The following is a 20359-nucleotide window of genomic DNA, read 5'->3' as shown; positions in this document are numbered from 1 at the left end:
GTACAGTGATTGCTCAACTTTAAATTATAGCAAATCCTGTTTTTAAAGATTAGGGAAAATAGTTTTTATTTTCGTATTATCACTCAGTGAGTGGGATAGCGACAGCCAGTCAGTAAGCAATCTCATAGCTATTTGAAATTTGAGATTTGGCCTGAATTATGACCTCAGAGTTTTTAGCTTGCTTGCAGTTGTATTATTTTTCGTAAAAAACTAAAAAATATTATTTTTTGGTTTTTACAGTTCCTCTATTTTCGGATTTGGTTGGCACGTTCTCATTACCTAGGGAATTATATTCGCGAGAAATTTGAGGTTCTAAGAGCGTATTTGGCATTAAATCCTCCTGCTTAATCGGCAGGGCGATCGAAAATTCCGTCCCCGTTCCCACCTCCGACCAAAAGTTAATCGTCCCCCCGTGTTTCTTGACGATAATTTCGCGACCAATGGCCAATCCCAAACCAGTACCTACACCTCTCGGTTTAGTAGTAAAGAATGTTTCAAACATTTTTTCTTGACTCTCTGGCGCTATTCCCATACCGTTATCGGAAATTCGCACTACCACTGAGTCGTCGTCCAAGTATTCTGTAGCAATCACAATTCTCGGCGAAAAACTCGGTGCTTCTGGTTTTCTTGAGTCCGAAGCCGATTGTTTTTTCGCCTCTTCAGAGCTGGCTTTCTCAATTTTTACTTTCTCTTCCACAGCATCTAGTGCATTGTTGAGAAGGTTAACAAATACCTGGTAAAGCAAACCCATATAACCTTCAACAGTCGGAATATTGCCGTAATGTCGCACCACTTCAATACCCTGTTTGATGCGGCTGTTGAGAATCAGCAAACTGCTGTCTATGCAGGCGTGCAAATCGACGGGATGAGGGGCTGCCTCATCGAGGCGAGAAAAATCTTTCAAACTTAAGATAATAGCTTTGGCTCTTTCAGCGCCTACTTGCATCGAGTCAAATATTTTGATCAAATCTTCTTTGAGAAAATCGATGTCTATTTCTTCGCCTTTCGCCAGCACTGCCGCAGGCGGGTTAGCAATTTCTTTTTCGTACGTTTTGAGCAAATCTAAAATATCTTCAACATAATTTCTCGCTGGGTCGATATTGGCATAAATAAAATTGATTGGGTTGTTAACTTCGTGAGCAACACCAGCTAACATCCGCCCCAAAGTTGCCATTTTTTCATTTTGAAGTATCTGGGTTTGTTGTTCAGATTTCAATTCTTCTAGCAACTGATTTACTTTCTGAATCAGTTGATTCAGCGAAGCTGCTAATACTCCCACTTCATCGGTGCTGGTAACTGGTACTTGCAACTGAAAATTAGATTCTTCAGTCACTCGCTGAGCGATTTTAGTTACAGCGGCTAGGGGTTTGGCGATCGCCCGACTGGTGAAGCCCGCCAGCACTGCTGCAACGACGATCGACAGTGCCATGCTACCCAAAATTATTTGCACCCGCAGCGCCTGGGCTCGCAGCAGATCTTCCCGCCCAGCATCTTCTTGCTCTTGGGCGCGATCCATAATTTCTGCTATATCATTGACCGCCCTATCTAGTTGCAACCCAATTTTATCTCGCTCCAAGTTAGACAGCAACTTGCGTTTAACACTTTTTTGATCGGCTTTTTTGGGCGAATTACTTATTTTTTTATTAACTACTTCTAGCTGGTCAATGTAATTAGACAGTAGCGAACCGTAAGTTTGTTGAAAACTTTGTAAACCATCTATATGTTCGTCCCTGTGTTTCTGATTCTTAAGTTCTGATAAGGAAAATTTTAAACTGTAGATATTGTTTTGTAGTTCTTGGTATTTCCTGTCAAATATTTCTGGCTTGTCGAGCCAGTAAATCAGCCACTCTTGGCTATTTTGTATCCGCAGCAAAGCCACCTGCAAGTTATTTAAAAGCTGACTTTCGCGATCGATGTGTACTTGATTGTTAGTTCTGCGATAGTAATGAGTGCCCACCAACATCCCGACAGTCGTTCCCCCAATCGCAACACAAAGAGCCAGTGCGTACCCACTGCTGATTTTGTCGCGAATACTGAGGTTGCCCAAGGAATGGGCTATGTGAGCGAAATAATTGGGCTTAAGTGGCTGGCTCTCTTTGATGTTATGCTCGCAAGAGGTAGAGAGTTCTTGTGAAGGCTGATTCAGATGTTTGAGCTGCATAGATGCTAACCTGTGAATAATTCACGCACTGACAATTCAGTCTAACTTAACTCGCGGCTGATTTGATAGTACCGCATTGATATTTAATGTGATAATTTTTGTAAATTAGGACGCTCTTACCTTGCCTAAGAAACCGGGTTTCTCGTTTCTACTTTCGGAGCTTCCAGGAGGCACTGGGGTTAAAAAACCGGGTTTCTGTTAATATAGCGCCCATATATTGAATTGCCTCAGTAGAAACATTCTCTGTATTCACTTGTTTTTTTAACAGAGTTCGTTTTTTTCACACCGACTTACTTAAACTCTATTTGATTGGTGACATCGTTTCAGATAATCGTTGTCTTCCCTTTCTTTGAATTTGCTACTTTATCAACAATAATTATTATAAAAATTTATTGTGCCGCGAGTTCGGGTAGAATAAGGTTTAATCTAGCATTTATCAAGCGTTCTAATTGTCAAGTAATTTGCTGAGAAAATGCCATATTTTTTGTTTCTTGCTTAATCCCAGTACACGAAATATTGCTAGTAGTGTTTTACGCTTAATATCAGAAAATTCATCTAGGGAATTAATTAAACGCCTCACAATTTCTCACTTCGGGGAATAGTGTTCTGTATGCTCTGTATAATTCACAGTAATCGTCAATCGTCAACAAATTTTATCGTTACGGCGGGTTCTCCGAGCTTCAACATAGTCGAGTAAAGGGTTTACGGCACTTTCTCTTTTTATTATCTCATGAAATTGATAATAGATCGTTACTTTCTCTTTTTATTATCTCATGAAATTGATAATAGATCGTTACCTTAGAGTCGCAAAATTTCCCTAACTCATTTCATCCAGAAGCGAACTGTAAGTAAATATAATATTTAGAGAATGTCGTGCAGCTAAGTAACTCTTCTCGTTACTATGGCTGACGCCAGGCTACGCTATCAGCTCATGTGTTTAAGGCGAAGTGTTTAAAAAAATAATCAGCAAGAAAACCCTATAAACTCATGTTCAGTGGTACTACGGCTCTCACTCCAATAGAACTCAGGACTGCGATCATCCGGGAGCCCTTGGTGGTTTCGCCCGATACGACGGTGATGGATGCGATCGCCCAAATGAGCGGCGTACGATCGCTCTGCAACACCCCTAAAACGGCGGATGGTCAACTCGACGACCTCCACCTAGAGGCGCGATCGAGCTGCGTGTTTGTAGTGGAAAACAAGCAATTGGTCGGCTTACTGACCGAGCGAGACGTGGTGCGGCTGAGTTCCCAGCAGCGTTCCTTGGAGAATTTGGCGCTCCGGGAGGTGATGGCACACCCCGTCGTCACCCTCCGCGAATCCGCCTTCACCGATTTATTTTTTGCGATTAACCTGCTCCAACAGCACCACATTCGCCATTTGCCCATCCTGGACGAGCTCGATCGCCTAGTGGGCCTAGTGACTCACGAAAGTCTGCGCCAAACCTCTCGACCGATCGACCTGCTGCGGTTGCGTATGGTAGCAGAAGTGATGACCCGCGAAGTTATTTGTGCTGCGCCAGATTCTTCCCTACTGGCGATCGCCCAACTTATGGCAGAGCATCACGTCAGTTCCGTGGTGATTGTACACCCAGGCGGAATCTCTACTGAACCGCTACAAATTCCAGTGGGGATTCTCACCGAGCGGGATATGGTGCAATTTCAGGCCTTGGGCTTGAAGCTGGAAAGCTGTCTGGCTGAGGCGGTAATGAGTACACCGATTTTTAAAGTCAAGCCAGAGGAGTCGCTTTGGACTGTGCAGCAGATCGTGGAGCAGCGATCGATCCGTCGGTTGGCGGTGACAGGGGAGCTAGGAGAACTATTAGGCATCGTCACCCAGACCAGTTTGCTGCAAGCCCTCAACCCGCTGGAGCTATACAAACTGGTCCAGAAGTGGGAAGAAAAGGTGGTGCGCCTAGAGGCAGAAAAGGTAGCGCTGCTGGCAAATCGCAACGTTGAGATCGAGCAGCAGGTGGAAGCTGGGACAGCCGCCCTCAAAGCAAAGGCCGATCGAGAGCAACTTCTCAATACCATTGCCGAGCAGATCCGCTCGTCCCTGAAGTTGTCAGATATTCTGCATACTACGGTGCAGGAAATTCACTCGCTTCTGGGGTGCGATCGCGTCATCATTTACCAGTTTCGGCCTGACTTTAGCGGCACGGTGATTGCGGAAGCGATTACTGACCCTGGGCGATCGGTACTCCATAGGGAAGCCCACGATCCTTGTATGAGCCCAGAATGGCTTGAACCGTATCGCCAGGGCAGAATTCGCGTCATCAACGACATCTACGGCGCAGAAATGACCCAGTGCCATCAGCAACTGTTAGTGGGGTTTGATATTCGTGCCAAGCTGATGGTGCCGATCGTGATTGAGGAACAACTGCGCGGATTAATGATTGCCAGTTATGGAGCCACTGCACACTCTTGGACGACTGACGAGATCGAACTCCTGCGACAAGTTTCTCTACAGGTGGCGATCGCCCTTGGGCAAGACACGATCCAGCAAAAATTGCAGAATGAACTGGTAAAGCGACAGCGGATCGAAGCCACCCTGATCGAGAGCGAACAACGCTACGCCGCCCTTGCCGCTGCCGCTCCGGTGGGGATTTTTCGCACCGATGCGGAGGGGCTATGCACCTATGTCAACGATCGCTACTTTCAGATCAGCGGACTCAGACCAGGAGCCACTATCGCCCAGGGATGGCAACAAGGAGTGCACCCCGACGATCGCGATTGGGTCATCGCCCAATGGGAGCAATTCCTCCAAGGTAACGACTCTTTTGAACTCGAATATCGCTTTCAACGTCCCGACGGTAAGGTAACGTGGGTTTATGGGCAGTGCGTCGCCGAACTCGATGCCAATGGACCTCGGAGCGGCTATATAGGCACCGTTACCGACATTAGCGATCGCAAACGAACTGAAGTCCGCCTGCAAGAAAGCGAAAAACGCTACGCCAGCCTAGTGGAAGCCGTACCTGTGGGGATTTTCCGCGCTGATGCTGTGGGCAAGTGCATCTATGTTAACGATTGGTGGTGTCTGATTAGCGGACTTACCCCAAAAACCGCCATCGGGGAAGGATGGCAACAAGGGCTACACCCCGACGATCACGATTGGATGATCGCCGAATGGGAGCAATCTCTCCAAGAAAAGGGCCCTTTCCAACTCGAATATCGCTTTCAACATCCCGACGGTGCTGTGGTTTGGGTATATGGGCAGTCCGTTCCCGAACTGGATGCAGACGGGCAAGTTATCGGGTATATAGGAACTACTACAGACATTAGCGATCGCAAACAAGCCGAACAACAACTCCAGGAACTCAACCAACAACTAGAAACCAAAGTCGCAGAACGCACCCAAGAGCTTTCCCAAGTCAACAGCCTGCAACGCGCCATCCTCGATGGTGCTGATTACTCGATCATCTCCACTGACCCAACTGGCATCATCCAGACCTTGAATGCTGCAGGCGAAAGGATGCTGGGTTACAGTGGTCAAGAAATCATCGGCAAAGCCACCCCCGCACTCATCCACGATGCAAATGAGGTAATTGAGCGGGCACCATCACTATCTGCCGAACTAGGGCAAAATATTCCTCCCGGCTTTGAGGTTTTTGTTGCCAAAGCACGCCAAGGGATGGTGAGCGAAGAAGAGTGGAGCTATATCCGCAAAGATGGTTCTCGATTTCCTGTGTCGCTATCCATCACCGCCCTCAAGGATGCCAATCAGCAAATTATCGGCTTTTTAGGCATCGCCCAAGATATTAGCGATCGCAAACGTGCAGAAGTGGAACTACAGAAAGTATCGGATCGCCTCGCTTTGTCCCTCAAATCAGGGGCGATCGGCTGTTGGGAATGGAACGTTGGACAGAATACCATCCTTGCAGATGAGCGGATGTACGAACTGTTTCCTGTGAGACAACCATCTGATTTCTGTCAGACCTACGACTTGTGGCAAAACAGCCTACATCCCGATGACCGCATCCCCACCCAAACCTTGCTCCAGCAAGCCGTCTTAGGAGAGGCAGAATACGATACCGAGTTTCGAGTGTTGCATCCCGATGGCAGCATCCACTTTATTAAAGCCAATGGAGTGGTGGTGCGAGATGTCCAAGGTAATCCCCAGAGCATGATTGGGATCAACTTTGATATTAGCGATCGCAAACAGGCTGAACTCCAACGACAGCAGTTAATTCAAGAATTATCAGCCTTTAAACAGGCCTTGGATCAGTCTGCCATTGTGGTCATCACCGATGGCGAAGGGGTGATATCCTACGTCAACGATCGCTTCTGTTTAGTCTCTGGCTACTCTCGCGATCAACTGATCGGACAAACCCATCGCATTGTCAACTCTGGCTATCATCCACCTGCTTTTTTCCAAGACTTGTGGCGCACCATTAACAGCAGTCAGATTTGGCGCGGTGAAATTTGCAATCGGGCAAAAAACGGTAGCCTGTACTGGGTTGCGACCACCATCGTCCCCTTTTTGGACGAACAAGGGCGACCTTTTCAGTATCTAGCCATTCGCTTCGACATTACCGATCGCAAGTTGGCCGAAGCAACGCTTCAGCAGGAAAATACTTTCCGTCAAGAAATTGTAGAAAACATGGTAGAAGGGCTGTGCGTTTTCCATCAAGTTGAGGAGTTTCCCTTTGTCTGCTTCACAGTCTGGAATCAGCAAATGCAAGTGATTACGGGTTACACCTTAGAAGAAATTAACCGTCTGGGGTGGTATCAAACCTTGTACCCGAATCTAGAAGATCGAGAACAGGCGATCGCCAACTGTAGACAGATGCACCCGATCACAGTGGAAAGGGAAATCCAGCGTCAAGATGGACAGCGGCGCACTATCTCCATTTCCACCTCTATCCTATCGGCTGATGATGGACATCTCTATTCGCTGGCCCTGATCCAAGACATTACCGATCGCCAACAGACAGAGCGAGAAAATCGCCTGTTGAAAGAACGCCTCGAATTTCTTCTGGCATCCAGTCCCGCGATGATCTATAGCTGTAAGCCCTATGGCGACTATGACTCAACCTTCATCAGCAAAAATATCGAAACCATTTTGGGCTACAAGCCAAAAGAAGTTGTATCGACCCCCAGCTTCTGGGCTCACCATCTTCACCCAGAAGATGCCCCTAGAGTTTTTGCAGATCTATCCGCTCTCTTTGAGTACGATACTCATCAGCATGAATATCGATTTTTGCATCGCGATGGTTACTACGTTTGGATAAGGGATGCAATGCGCCTGGTGCGAGATGAACAAGGTCGCCCAACCGAGATTGTTGGCTATTTTGCCGATATTAGCGATGTCAAACAAACCCAAGAAACCCTAAAAATACAACTGGCGGCAATTGAGGCGGCGATCGACGGCATTGCGATTATGCACGGAGATGCCTACCTCTATTTGAATCAAGCCCATCTAGAACTGTTTGGCTACGAAAGTCCCGAAGAACTGGTGGGCAAATCTTGGAAACTTTTGTATTCCGAACAGGAGTTAGAACGGTTTGAGCGGGAAGTCTTGCCGGTGCTGAGGCGCGCTCGCCCTTGGGAGGGAGAGGCGATCGCCCTCCGCAAAGATGGCTCTACCTTTGCCCAAGAGCTATCCCTAACCTTCACAGACGATGGATTATTGATTTGTGTATGCCGGGATATCAGCGATCGCAAACAGATCGAAGCCGAATTAGCAGAGAGTGAAGCTAAATTCCGGCGGCTGGTAGAAGGGGCTAATGATTTGATCTGGTCATGTGAACCCGATGGCCTACTCACTTATGTGTCACCGCAATTCAAGACGATGTTTGGCTGGGATGAGAGTGCATGGATTGGTAAGTCGTTTATATATCTGGTGCATCCAGACGATCGCTCTTTGGTGGTTACTGAGTATCGGGAGAATATCAAATTTGGTAAAAAGTCAAGTGATTATGAGTTCCGACATCGCCACCGAGATGGCAATTATGTCTGGGTGAGAAGCAGCGCCACACCCGTTATAAATGCTGAAGGGGAATTGATTAGCTTCCAGGGAATTTTATCGGATATCAGCGATCGCAAACAAGCTGAACTCGCCAGGGAAAGCAGTGAAATGCGCTTCCGCCGGGTGTTTGATTCCAGTGTGAGCGGCATGATGTTTGCCGATTTTCAGGGGAAAATTACCGATGCCAACGATCGCTTCTTACAGATGGTTGGCTACACTAGGGAGGAATTAAATGCTGGGATGATTCATTGGGATGCCATGACCCCCCCCGAATATCTCCCCGCTGATTTTTTAGCGATCGAGCGCCTGACACAGGATGGCGAGATCGAGTCCTTGGAAAAGGAATACTACCGTAAGGATGGCAGCCGGATTTCTGTCCTGCTCGGAGCCGCACTTCTTCCAGGCTCAGAGGAGCAAACTATTTGTGTATTAGTAGACATCAGCGATCGCAAACAGGCCCAGAAGGCTTTGCAGGAATCTCAGCAGTTTCTGCAAACGGTACTCGATACCATCCCGCTCGCCGTGTTTTGGAAGAATCGAGAGTCGGTTTTTTTAGGATGCAATCAGCAGTTTGCCCAAACTCTAGGCTTGCCATCTACGACGGAAAGTATAGGTAAAAAAGATTTAGATATTTGCCAGGAAGAAGTCGAGGCGAACGAGTATTGTGCGATGGATCGGCGGTTAATGGAAACGGGTGAAGCTATATTAGGGATCGAAGAAACGCTAACCCTACCCAATGGTAAACCAATATTTATCGAAACCCACAAGGCTCCCCTGCGAGACTGCTCAGGTAATATTATTGGTCTGGTAGGCACGTTTCAGGATATCACCGATCGCAAAGAAGTCGAAGTGAGATTCCAACAACAAGCAAAACAGGAACGTTTGCTGGGAGCGATTACTAAACGGATGCGATCGTCTCTGAATCTGGACGATATTCTCAATAGCACTGTTGAGGAAATCCATCAGCTCTTGCAATCAGACCGAACGCTAATTTATCGGGTTTTTCCTGAAGGGACAGGGGCTGCCATTGCTGAATCTGTTTCGCAAAATAGGCTTAAGCTCCTAGATATCCTCTTCCCTGAAGAAGTTTTCCCCCAAGAGAACTACGATCGCTATATCCAAGGAAGAGTTTATGCCCTCAACGATAGGGAAGATGAAAACGAGTCAATCTTACCTTGCTTGGTGGAATTTCTCGCAGACATCGAGGTCCGAGCCAAACTCGTAGTTCCAATTATTCAGAATCAAACCCTCTGGGGGTTGCTGATTGTTCATCAATGCGATCGTCCGCGCCAATGGCAAGACGGGGAAATCAATTTACTTAAACAAATTGCTAACCAATTAGCGATCGCAATTCAGCAATCTTATCTCTACGAACAGGTACAATCAGAACTGGCTATCCGCAAGCAAACAGAAAAGGCGATAGCTTTACAACTGCAACGGCAGCGAACTTTGGGAGTCATCGCCCAGCAAATTCGCGAATCGTTGGATATTAACCAAATTTTGGCGGCTGTGACACAGCAAGTCAAAGAAATCTTGCAAGGCGATCGGATCATCGTGTTCCGGCTATTTGGGGATGGCAGAAGTCAAATTGTTGAAGAAGCTGTGTCTAGCGAGTTCCCCGCACTCAAAGACCATCACTGGGAGGACGAACAGTGGTCTCAAGAAATCCTCAACCGGTACTGGCAGGGCAAGCCCCGCATCGTCCCCGATGTAATGACAGATATCTGGACTGATTGCTTGGTGGAATACGCAACCGTTGGTCAAGTCCAGTCCAAAATCGTTGCACCTATCCTGCAAGAAGTCCGAAGCAGCGAAAGCCATAGATGGGTTGCCCCAGGGCAAACCAAGAAGCTCTGGGGGGTTTTAGTCATCCATGCCTGTCGAGAACAACGAGTATGGCAAGACTCTGAAGCGCAACTCCTGCAACAAATTGCCAACCAGTTGGCGATCGCAATTCAACAAGCTAGCCTATTTGAGCAGTTGCAGCAAGAACTCACCGAACGACAACAAGCCCAGCAGCAGCTCACCGAGCGCAACCAACAACTGGGAGTCTCTAACCAAGAACTCGCCCGTGCTACCCGTCTCAAAGACGAATTCCTGGCAAACATGAGCCACGAACTCCGCACCCCTCTTAACGCCATTCTGGGCATGAGCGAGGGGCTACAGGAGCAAGTCTTTGGCATCGTCAACGAACAACAAATCAAAGCTTTACAAACCATTGAGCGGAGTAGCTCTCACTTGCTAGAGTTAATCAACGACATTTTGGATGTCGCCAAAATTGAATCGGGTCAAATGGAACTCGATCGCACCCCTGTTTCTATCAATCATCTCTGTCAATCCAGTCTGGCATTTATCAAACAACAAGCCCTGCAAAAACGCATCCAGCTAGAGATTCAAATGCCACCCCATCTGCCGGACTTATTAATTGATGAACGGCGGATGCGCCAAGTCTTGATCAACCTGCTCAATAACGCTGTCAAATTCACTGCTAACGGAGGACGCATCACCCTAGAAGTCAGCCGTCAACAGCGCCCTGCCGACCCAGATTCTGCCGGTTCCCCACCCCATTTTTTGGTCAAAGAGACTCTGCGAATTGCCGTCATCGATACAGGTATTGGTATTGCCCCAAAACATATCAACAAACTGTTTCAGCCTTTTATCCAAATAGATGGCGCGCTGAATCGTCAATATACAGGCACTGGCTTGGGGCTTGCCCTGGTGAAACGCATCGTCGAACTCCACGGCGGGCTGGTGGGGCTTACCAGCACTGTGGGTGTAGGAAGTTGCTTCACGATCGACCTTCCCTGCACTGCTTGTGCGCCATCCTCTCCTGACCTGGAATCCCAGACAGATCCCAGCATCGAACCCAGCGAGCCCGAACAGGGAGGCTCTCCCTTAATCTTGCTGGCGGAAGACAACGAAGCCAATATCACTACGATTTCGAGCTACCTGAGAGCTAAAGGCTATCGCATTCTCTTGGCTAAGAATGGAGAAGAGGCGATCGCCCTGGCCAAGTCGGAAAACCCCAATCTAATTTTGATGGACATTCAAATGCCTGGTATGGATGGTCTAGAAGCTATGCAGCAGCTCCGCTGCGAGCCAAACTTAGTCGATCTGCCGATCATTGCCCTAACTGCCTTAGCCATGACGGGCGATCGCGATCGTTGTCTTGCCGCCGGAGCCAATGATTACCTCACCAAACCCGTCAAGCTGAAGCAATTGGCAAGCACTATTCAACAACTTTTAGCTTCTAAATAAAGATAAGCCGTGAACAGACCCTCCGTTTTAATCATTGACGACGATCCCAATAATTTTGATGTAATTGAAACCCTCTTGAGCCAGCAAGACTATCAATTGCATTACGCTGCCAGCGGGCAAGAAGCGATCGCATCCCTCGACATATTTGAGCCTGATCTTATTTTACTGGATGTGATGATGCCAGGAATAGATGGCATCGAAGTTTGTCGGCAAATCAAAGCCATGTTAAAATGGCAAGCCGTTCCCATCATTATGGTGACAGCATTAAACTCAAAATCCGACCTTGCCCTTTGTCTCACTGCCGGCGCTGACGACTTCATTAGTAAACCTGTCAATGCTATTGAACTACGTGCCAGAGTTCACTGTATGCTGCGAATTAAGCACCAGTATGACGACCTGCAAAGCTTACTCAAATTGCGGGAAGATATGGTTAAAATGGTAGTCCATGATTTACGCAATCCCCTGGCTGGTATCTTGCTTGGTTTGGAACTCCTAAAAAGCGTAGAGTATCCTAGAGAAAAACAACAAAGGCAACTGGCTCGACTTTACTCGTCAGCACAAGCAATACAGCTATTAATTGATGATTTATTGCAAATTGCTTTACTAGAATCCGGTAAGAATCGTCTCAATTACACAGAGGTTTATCTTTGCGATCTGGTAAAGTCTGCCCTATCAAACTTTGAAGCGATCGCTGCTAAAAAAAATCAGTCGCTGGTCGCTCAATTACCAGAAGAAACCAGTAGAAAAGTCTCTGTTGATGCCACCATGATACATCGAACGCTGGATAATCTCCTCTCGAATGCCATTAAGTTTTCCCCACCCAATAGTGAAATCATAGTGAATGTAGAATTCCTCACATCGGGCAACGCCAAAATCCAGGTTATAGATTCGGGCCCGGGTGTTCCTGATACATTGAGGCACAAGATTTTTGAGAAATACGAGATTGGAAATCTGATGTCGGATGTCTCTCAAATAGGGTTGGGTTTAGCTTTCTGCAAAATGGTCATTGAGGCACATGGCGGCGAAATTGGCGTGAGAAGCAACCAACCACAAGGTGCTATTTTTGAAATCAGTTTGGCAGCATAGCTGACGAGTATCACATGAAATCATCACACTTTTTACATTATTGAACTGGTGACAATTATGTTTCAATTCTCTATCTTAATTGTTGATGATGAGCCGGATAACTTTGATGTGATTGAAACCCTGTTATCAGAGCAGGATTATCAATTGCATTACGCTGCCAGCGGGCAAGATGCGATCGCATCCCTCGACATATTTGATCCGGATCTTATTTTGCTGGATGTGATGATGCCGGGAATAGACGGCATCGAGATTTGTCGGCAAATCAAAGCCATGTCAAAATGGCAAGCCGTTCCCATCATTATGGTGACAGCATTAAGCTCAAAATCAGACCTTGCCTATTGTCTAACTGCCGGAGCCGACGACTTCATTAGTAAACCTGTAAATGCTATTGAACTGCGTGCTCGCGTGCATTCAATGCTCAGAATCAAGCAACAGTATGATAATATCCAGAACTTATACCACATCCAAGAAAATACCATCAATCTCTTGGAAAGCACCCTCAATGAGCTGCGTGGCAACTTAGCTTCTACTCTATCCCACGAACTGAATACGCCCCTCAATGGCATCTTAGGCACGATCTCGTGGCTCAAGGACGAGCTCGAAGACATGGAGCTCGCCCAAATCCGTGAGATCTTAGGCTGGGCACATGACTCTGCCCGTCGCCTAGAAAAATTAACGAAAAAATTCCTGATTTATTTAGGATTAGAACTATCGGCAAGTCAACAGCACAAGATCGAATCTGCCCGGACTCAATTTTCAGCTTCCGCTATTGAAGCCGAGTTGAAATACCAGGCTCAGAAGGTCAACCGTAGCAACGATCTGTTGTTAACGCTTGAGGAAGCTGATATCGCTCTATCAGAGCGATATCTATCAAGGATGCTCCATGAATTAATTGATAATGCACTGAAATTCTCCTCACCAGAGACAACCATTAAAGTTAGTAGTCAAGTCGTAGGGGAGATGCTGCATTTATCTGTACATGACTGGGGGCAGGGCATGACAGAAGAACAAATTGCTAAAATTGGTGCCTTCATGCAGTTTGATCGCAAGAAGTATGAGCAGCAGGGCACCGGTATCGGCTTAAAAATTGTCCAGAAAATTGTCGAACTGGCAGGAGGAGAGTTCTCAATTACTAGTATCTATCAAAAGGAAACAACGGTACATCTCACTCTGCCGATTGTCCGCAATTAGCATGAGTTTTTCTATAAAGTCCGGTGGCATCGTTATGGAGATTGAGAAGGAATAAATTTGCTTTGCATGGGAGTGGCAACACATCAAAAAAGATGAAGGAGCAGGGCAAATATTTGACTCCGAATTAGAGCTTGCTTCTGGGGTAATTCATGGGATAGAAGGTAAACAAAAAACCGTACACAACCTTACACAACCTATTAAATTTAACTCGAATCACCCTACTTAATCTTTTGTTACATACTGGCGAATTTTCCCACCGACTTACTTAGTTCTCGTGCAAGCTACAATTGCAGACTAGGGCGCGATCGCACTCCATCTGCACCCGCTACCACTAAAACCCCGCAAATCGCGCCCGCAGTCGCACAGAATCGGGATTTGCGGGTTCGGGCAGTACGATCCTCTTCGAGGGCTTTCCTTCGGATCGCTTCGCTAACGCTAACGGGCGCTTCGGCATTTTAGATTTTAGATTTTAGATTTTAGATTTGCAATGACTGATGACTATCGGCGTAATGTAAAAATCAAAGCATAACCCTTTTATTTGCCACTGCCCTCATGCCTTTGCCGCGCCTGTTAACCTTAATTGCTGCTTTCTGCCTCGCCCTGGGGCTGATTATTGGGCTGGTGAGTTCCTTAACAGGGCTTTACAGTCAAGTTGCGTGGTCTGCTTCTCCGCTGTTGGCTAATTTGCTGATTTTCCTAATAATTGTACTTTTGGGAACCCTAATTTTTGCGCTGGTTTACTATTTTAGGCTGCTGCAACGCCCTCAGAAAGTTAAGGGAAAACGGCCGATTACTCCGAAGGTTCCTGTTGTAAAAAGTGAAGCAGCTTCGGAAAATCTCAAAGCAATTCGGCAACAAGTCGATCGCATTCAAGATGAAGTAGCGCGGCAAGCTTTGCTATTGAGAGCTCGCGAAATTGAAGCTAGCATGGCTAGGGGCAGCGTTCGAGTAGTTGTTTTCGGGACCGGTTCTGCGGGCAAAACTTCCGCTGTGAATGCGCTGGTGGGGCGGATGGCGGGACAGGTGGGCGCGCCGATGGGAACTACTGAGGTTGGGGAAACTTACACTCTGAAATTGAAAGGAATCGATCGAGAATTAGCAATTACTGATACCCCAGGTATCTTGGAAGCGGGAGTTGCGGGGACTTACAGAGAGGAATTGGCGAGGCAGTTGGCGGCGAGGGCAGATTTGATCTTATTTGTTTTGGACGGCGATTTGCGAAAATCCGAGTACGAACCGCTGCGGACTTTGGCGGAAATTGGCAAAAGGTCGATCGTGGTTTTTAATAAAGTTGACCTTTATCCCGACAACGACAGAGATGAGATTCTCGATCGACTGCGGCAGCGAGTCAAAGGTTTTGTATCAGGAATGGATGTAGTAGCGATTAGCGCCAATCCGCAAAAAGTTGTACTAGAAGACGGCACAATTTTTCAGCCATACCCGGATATTATGCCATTAATTCGGCGGGTTGCTGCGATTTTGCGAGCCGAAGGCGAAGACTTAATTGCGGACAATATTTTGCTGCAATCTCAGCACTTGGGTGACCAAGCGCGCAAGTTAATTGATGCTCAAAGAAGGCGGCAAGCTGATAAGGCAGTAGAGCGATTTCAGTGGATCGGAGCCGGAGTAATTGCCGTAACGCCTTTGCCAGTTGTTGATTTGTTAGCTACAGCAGCAGTTAACGCTCAAATGGTAGTAGAAATTGCCAAGATTTACGGCTGCGAATTAAATATCGATCGCGCCAAAGAATTGGCATTATCTCTAGCAAAAACCCTAGCAAGTTTGGGAATAGTTGAAGGCGTAATTCAAGTAGTGTCAAGGGCGTTGCAGTTAAGCGTAGCCGGGTTTGTACTTGGCAAAGCAATTCAAGCAGTCAGCGCCGCTTATTTAACCAGAATTGCCGGTAAAAGTTTTATTGAATATTTCCGCCATGATCAAGATTGGGGCGACGGCGGCATCACCGAAGTTGTACAAAGGCAGTTTCAGTTAAATAGGAAAGACGAGTTTGTCAAAGCATTTGTCAAAGATGCGATCGCTCGCGTTGTCGAACCTCTGAATATCTATCAGCAAGAATCGGAACCCGAATTAGAAATGTCAGCAGAATTAGAACCCGAACCTTTGTATGAGCCGCCGCAATATGATGATTGGGAAACCCACACCAACAAGCGAAAGGATGACTGGTAATGGGGAATTGGCCAAACAGGGAATTAGCCAAACAGGGAAGTGAGAATTGGGTAATTACGATCGTTCAATGAGATGTTTCCTGAGTCTGCTTTGTTGAATTTTATTAAGAAATTTTACAATAATTTTACAAATGGGGGAGACTCCGGGGGGGATCAAGTCAAACTATGCGAGAGATTGATCGAACCGAACACAATTTTGATAAGATTGAAGATTCACAACAAAATTTGCTATTGTCCGTCCGGGTAAAAACAATGAGCGATCGACCAATCATTCTCGGTATTGTCGGAGACAGCGCAGCGGGCAAAACCACCCTCACGCGGGGAATTGCCCAAGTATTGGGCCCTGAAAATGTCACTGTGATTTGCACTGACGACTATCACCGCTACGACAGAAAGCAGCGGGCCGAAATCGGGATCACAGCATTGCATCCCGACTGCAATTACCTCGACATCATGCAGCAGCACCTCAGCCTGCTGCGTACCGGACAAGCAATTCTCAAACCCATTTACAACCACCACTCAGGTACATTCGATCCGCCAGAATACATCAAGCCCAGCAAATTTGTAATTGTTGAAGGTTTGCTGGGTTACTCAACCCGAACAATCTGCGATTCTTACGATGTAAAAGTGTATCTCGCTCCCCCAGAAGAGCTGCGAACTCAGTGGAAAGTTAAGCGCGATATCATGAAGCGCGGTTATACTGAAGAACAGGTGCTGGCTGAAATGCAAAAGCGGGAACCGGATTCAGAAGACTTCATTCGCCCCCAGCGTCAATTTGCCGACGTTGTAGTTAGTTTTTACCCGCCCGAAGCGGACAATGAATCGAATTTGAGCGTCCGTTTAGTGCTCAGGCCTACTATACCTCACCCTGATTTTACTGAGATTTTAGGTCGAGGCAGTGAGAGTTTTAAACCTGCAATTCGCTTGGGACTCGATCGGGATATGGGCAAACCAGTTGACGTTTTGGAAGTAGACTCCCACGCTACTAGCGAGCAAGTAAACGAACTGGAAATGATGTTGTGCAGCGAGTTGCCCCACCTGCGAGGATTTTGCAGCGCCCAAGGCAACCCAGAAATTGGCAAACTGATCGGCACAACTGGCGAAGTTTTGCAAAGTTACCCGCTAGCTTTGACGCAGTTGCTAGTTGCATATCACATGATGAAAGCAATTCATGTTTATTAGTTAGTTGTTAGTTGTTATTGGTTAGTTGTTATTTGTTTATTTGTCTGTGGTCCTTAGTTCCACTCACCTTTAGCACTTACTAATTCACATTAGTAACAAATAACAACTAACCCAGGACTAATGACTGAGAATTTGAGAGTCGGCAATTTTCCAGATGCCATCCCAATACTCTAAGGTATAGCGCACTAGCTTAGTATTGAAACTGCTAGTCTCGACTTTGCCATTTCGGTAAACTGTGGCATCTTCGGTGACTCTGACTTCAATAGTGGCTTTGTTCCCAGATGCTGCAAAGCGTTCGACAGATTCAACTTTTTGGACACCGTATCTGTACTGAGAATTGCTGTTTGTCAGATTGTCTATCCCTTTGACTGTATCGGCATACAAAATACCTGTAGTCATTTTAGCCAGCAATTGGCGATCGAATGGAGGAGCAAATATTGTCTGCTTTGCCTCCAGCCACTTGCTAATTAAATCCGAAGCTTGTCCGAGAGTAATATTCTGAGCTTGACTAATATGATCTTTGCAGTAATTTGTGGCAATCCGTTGTCTGGTACAAGTAATATTTTCCGCTGGCGCGGGCGGAGTCAACCACAAAGGAGTTAAGATAACGAGTAGGATTATCGGTTTCATATCTAAAGTCCTCCATCATGCTAAGTTGACTTGATTTAGCCAAAATATAGGTGAGAATTATTACCCGATTATCTCAACCTATCGTTAGTTGATCGGTAATTTAGTCTAAATCGTGTACAGGGGGAATTTCGGAATTTTAATTGTATTATTTTTTCACGATTGAGAATAAACCCTGGGTGCTCGCAAAGTCGGGTAAGCAGTGCCTAATTGCTGAAGTGGCATGGAGACTGGCAACTGACTTTGAGGTGCGGGCAGCATTTCGCCTCGGAAGTCGAGGAGGGTGACGAGCAGCAGGTAGGCAACTGCTAAAATTATAGAAATCACCCCAGTGATAATAGCAATAATTTTTGAACGATCCATATTCATAAAATTTTAAGTGCAGCTAATATTAGTTTAACATTAAAAAGAGCGATTATTACTGAACTTATGCCATAGAATATAATCAGGTGCTACTTATTTCGCTTACGAAAATGGAACCTCTTATAGATGCGCCAACTTCCACGGAGATGCCCGGAGCTACCCCAGTAGTGGAAACATTTAATCTGGGCAAGTTCTACCGTACTGGCTTTTGGATGAACCAAAAGATTGAATCGCTCAAAAGTTGCACTCTGACTGTCTCTGAGGGGGAAACTTTCGGGTTGTTAGGGCAAAATGGAGCGGGAAAAACTACGCTGCTGAAAACTTTGCTGGGTATAGTGCGGCCGACTTCTGGGCGGGCGCTGCTTTTGGGGAGGCCTTTGGGCGATCGCACTGTGAAGCAGCGAGTCGGTTATTTGCCAGAAAATCCCTACTTTTACGATTATCTCACGGGGTGGGAATTCTTGCAATTTGCGGCCGGCTTATTTGAAATTCCCCCCTCAATTCAGCGACAGCGAATTCCGAATTTACTAGACTTAGTTGGGCTATCTCAATCGGCGGCAATTAAAAAACAGTTGCGTCAGTATTCTAAGGGAATGCTGCAACGGATCGGCATGGCTCAAGCTTTGATTAACAATCCAGATGTGGTATTTTTAGATGAGCCGATGTCTGGTTTAGATCCGATGGGGCGCTATCAGATGCGGGAGATAATTTTATCGCTGAAAAATCAAGGTAAAACGATTTTTTTTAATTCGCATATATTGTCTGATGTGGAGAAGATTTGCGATCGAGTGGCAATTTTGGCGAAGGGTGAGTTAATCTGCATTGGTGCGATCGACGAAATCCTCGGCAAAACAGAAACTTACCGGGTTGAAGGTAGGGGGGGCCACTTGAATATCCTGAAAAAATGGATACCGGATATGGAAGTTGATAATGATTTGTGGTACGGTCATTTGCAGGGCGATCCGAAGGAGTTTCTTTCTAGTCTGAACGGTACGGGAGGGCAGCTAATTGGGATGAATTTGGCTAAGCCGAGTTTGGAAGAGTTTTTTATGCAGCAACTGCAAGAAAGAGGGATTTATTCTAGTGGTTGAAGTTTATATATCAAGTTTATGGTGGGGAGTAGGGGTTGGGCATCTTGCCCGCCCAAACTAATAAGAAAACTGGCAAGATGCCCGTTCCACAACACATCAAATTTCTTGTGGGGTGGGCATCTTGCCCGCCCCTGAAAGGCTAATGTTTTTAACCTTTGTTAACAGTGGCAACTCTATATTTCCACACACCAACTCTGCACAATTCCACTGTCGCAAATACTCACAAACTTCAGAAATAATCGCATTTGCCGCCTCTAAATCTCCTGCTTGAGAAGCATGATAGTGCGCTCTGATTAGCGGCTTAATATCCTCGATATCTTGCCATTCTGATTTTGGTTTTAGGGGAATGCTGATATAATAGTTATAGGCTTGGCTGTGGGCGGTACGGACATTTTCGGGATGTTGACTTAGCAGGTACTCGCCCTTTTCTCGGACTAGCGGATGCAACTGATAGGATTTGAGGTGGCGATCGTAATATAGCCATTGTCGGCGTTTGAGTGCCTGAATAATATTTTCTTTGAGTTCATATTTGCTAACTTCTGGCATTTGAGCGCTAATTCCTGCAAAAGATAGCGGATATTCTGAGGTTTGATAGATAGAAATTCGGCTGAGACAAGTTTGCTCGCCGTCGCCCAGACGCGCTATCATTTCATCGATCGCTCTTTCAATATCTCGAATCAGCAACCAGTCTCTCTGGTGCAGAAAAATCCCGACATTTCCCTGAAACTCGGTATCGTCTCGAATCAAGGCTGCGACGAGTTGTAAGGCTTTGGGATGTCCAGAATAGCGATCGCCCATTTCGGCTAATTCCTCTGCATTTGCAGTCAAATTAAAAGATTGCAAGAGGGCAACTGCGCTATCTCGATTCAATCCGTTGAGCTGGATTTCGCGGGTGACAGTTGGCGGCAATTCGGCTAAGCTTTCGCGACTGGTGAAGAGGATTTTGCTTTGATGTTCTGTTTCTAATAGTTGCAGGGTAAGAGCATCTTAATCAGGCTTGACACAAGCATTTGAGAATCTGCATCATATAGTCATCATTCATCGCCGCTCGTTTCTTTTTTTGTCGCACACTACGCCGGAGAGTCGTTTCTTGATTGATGGCATTAAGTGCCATTCGTCTTAGAAGAGCCAAGTTCTGAGGGCTGTTTAACGACCGAATGCGGCATTGGTCTTCATTAAAAGTGACATCTAAAGTCCAATGAACTTGGTTTTCAATACCCCAATGTTGACGAATTACACGACCATTAAGC

11 protein-coding genes are annotated in these 20359 nt (G+C 46.4%); 6 read left to right on the top strand and 5 right to left on the bottom strand.

All coding sequences use genetic code 11. From position 1 onward, the window contains the following. Positions 1-220 precede the first annotated feature (220 nt). A complete protein-coding gene (locus QUA40_RS09615; protein ID WP_333124525.1) occupies positions 221-2161 on the bottom strand; it encodes an ATP-binding protein in 1941 nt (646 codons plus the stop codon). Between the two features lie 987 nt (positions 2162-3148). Between QUA40_RS09615 and QUA40_RS09610 the strand changes: the two genes are divergently transcribed. From QUA40_RS09610 to QUA40_RS09590, 5 genes are all read left to right on the top strand, one after another. Further along, on the top strand, positions 3149-11386 hold the full coding sequence (locus QUA40_RS09610; protein ID WP_333124522.1) for a PAS domain S-box protein: 8238 nt from the start codon (positions 3149-3151) through the stop codon (positions 11384-11386). Positions 11387-11395: 9 nt separating this feature from the next. Continuing rightward, positions 11396-12472, top strand: coding sequence for a response regulator (locus QUA40_RS09605; protein WP_333124519.1), 1077 nt, complete (start codon positions 11396-11398; stop codon positions 12470-12472). A gap of 57 nt (positions 12473-12529) precedes the next feature. Continuing rightward, complete coding sequence (locus tag QUA40_RS09600) at positions 12530-13663, top strand: hybrid sensor histidine kinase/response regulator (protein ID WP_333124517.1); 1134 nt, start codon at positions 12530-12532, stop codon at positions 13661-13663. A gap of 552 nt (positions 13664-14215) precedes the next feature. Further along, positions 14216-15847: a GTP-binding protein gene (locus QUA40_RS09595; protein ID WP_333124515.1), complete on the top strand. Its 1632-nt coding sequence runs from the start codon at positions 14216-14218 to the stop codon at positions 15845-15847. Between the two features lie 164 nt (positions 15848-16011). Beyond that, positions 16012-17028, top strand: a complete 1017-nt coding sequence (locus tag QUA40_RS09590) for a phosphoribulokinase (RefSeq protein WP_333124513.1) — start codon at positions 16012-16014, stop codon at positions 17026-17028. A gap of 117 nt (positions 17029-17145) precedes the next feature. On the opposite strand, the gene QUA40_RS09585 is transcribed toward QUA40_RS09590, so the two are convergent. After that, positions 17146-17658 carry an ARC6/PARC6 family protein gene (locus tag QUA40_RS09585; RefSeq protein ID WP_333124510.1) on the bottom strand — a complete coding sequence of 171 codons (513 nt, stop codon included), beginning with the start codon at positions 17656-17658 and terminating at the stop codon, positions 17146-17148. 153 nt (positions 17659-17811) lie between these two features. Further along, a complete protein-coding gene (locus tag QUA40_RS09580; protein WP_333124508.1) occupies positions 17812-18018 on the bottom strand; it encodes a hypothetical protein in 207 nt (68 codons plus the stop codon). Positions 18019-18128: 110 nt separating this feature from the next. Between QUA40_RS09580 and QUA40_RS09575 the strand changes: the two genes are divergently transcribed. Then, positions 18129-19109, top strand: a complete 981-nt coding sequence (locus tag QUA40_RS09575) for an ABC transporter ATP-binding protein (protein WP_333124505.1) — start codon at positions 18129-18131, stop codon at positions 19107-19109. 96 nt (positions 19110-19205) lie between these two features. Here QUA40_RS09575 and QUA40_RS09570 read toward each other — a convergent pair whose 3' ends face one another. Together QUA40_RS09570 and QUA40_RS09565 are read right to left on the bottom strand one after the other, a co-directional pair. Further along, positions 19206-20018: a hypothetical protein gene (locus QUA40_RS09570; protein ID WP_333124502.1), complete on the bottom strand. Its 813-nt coding sequence runs from the start codon at positions 20016-20018 to the stop codon at positions 19206-19208. An 82-nt stretch (positions 20019-20100) separates the two neighbouring features. Beyond that, on the bottom strand, positions 20101-20359 hold a 259-nt coding region (locus QUA40_RS09565; RefSeq protein WP_333124500.1), incomplete at its 5' end, for an ISAs1 family transposase.

The sequence above is a fragment of the Microcoleus sp. Pol11C3 genome, from assembly GCF_036701485.1.
Classification (GTDB): Bacteria; Cyanobacteriota; Cyanobacteriia; order Cyanobacteriales; family Microcoleaceae; genus Microcoleus.
Note: the sequence above shows the minus strand (reverse complement) of the source record. Positions and strands in the feature narration are given on the sequence as shown.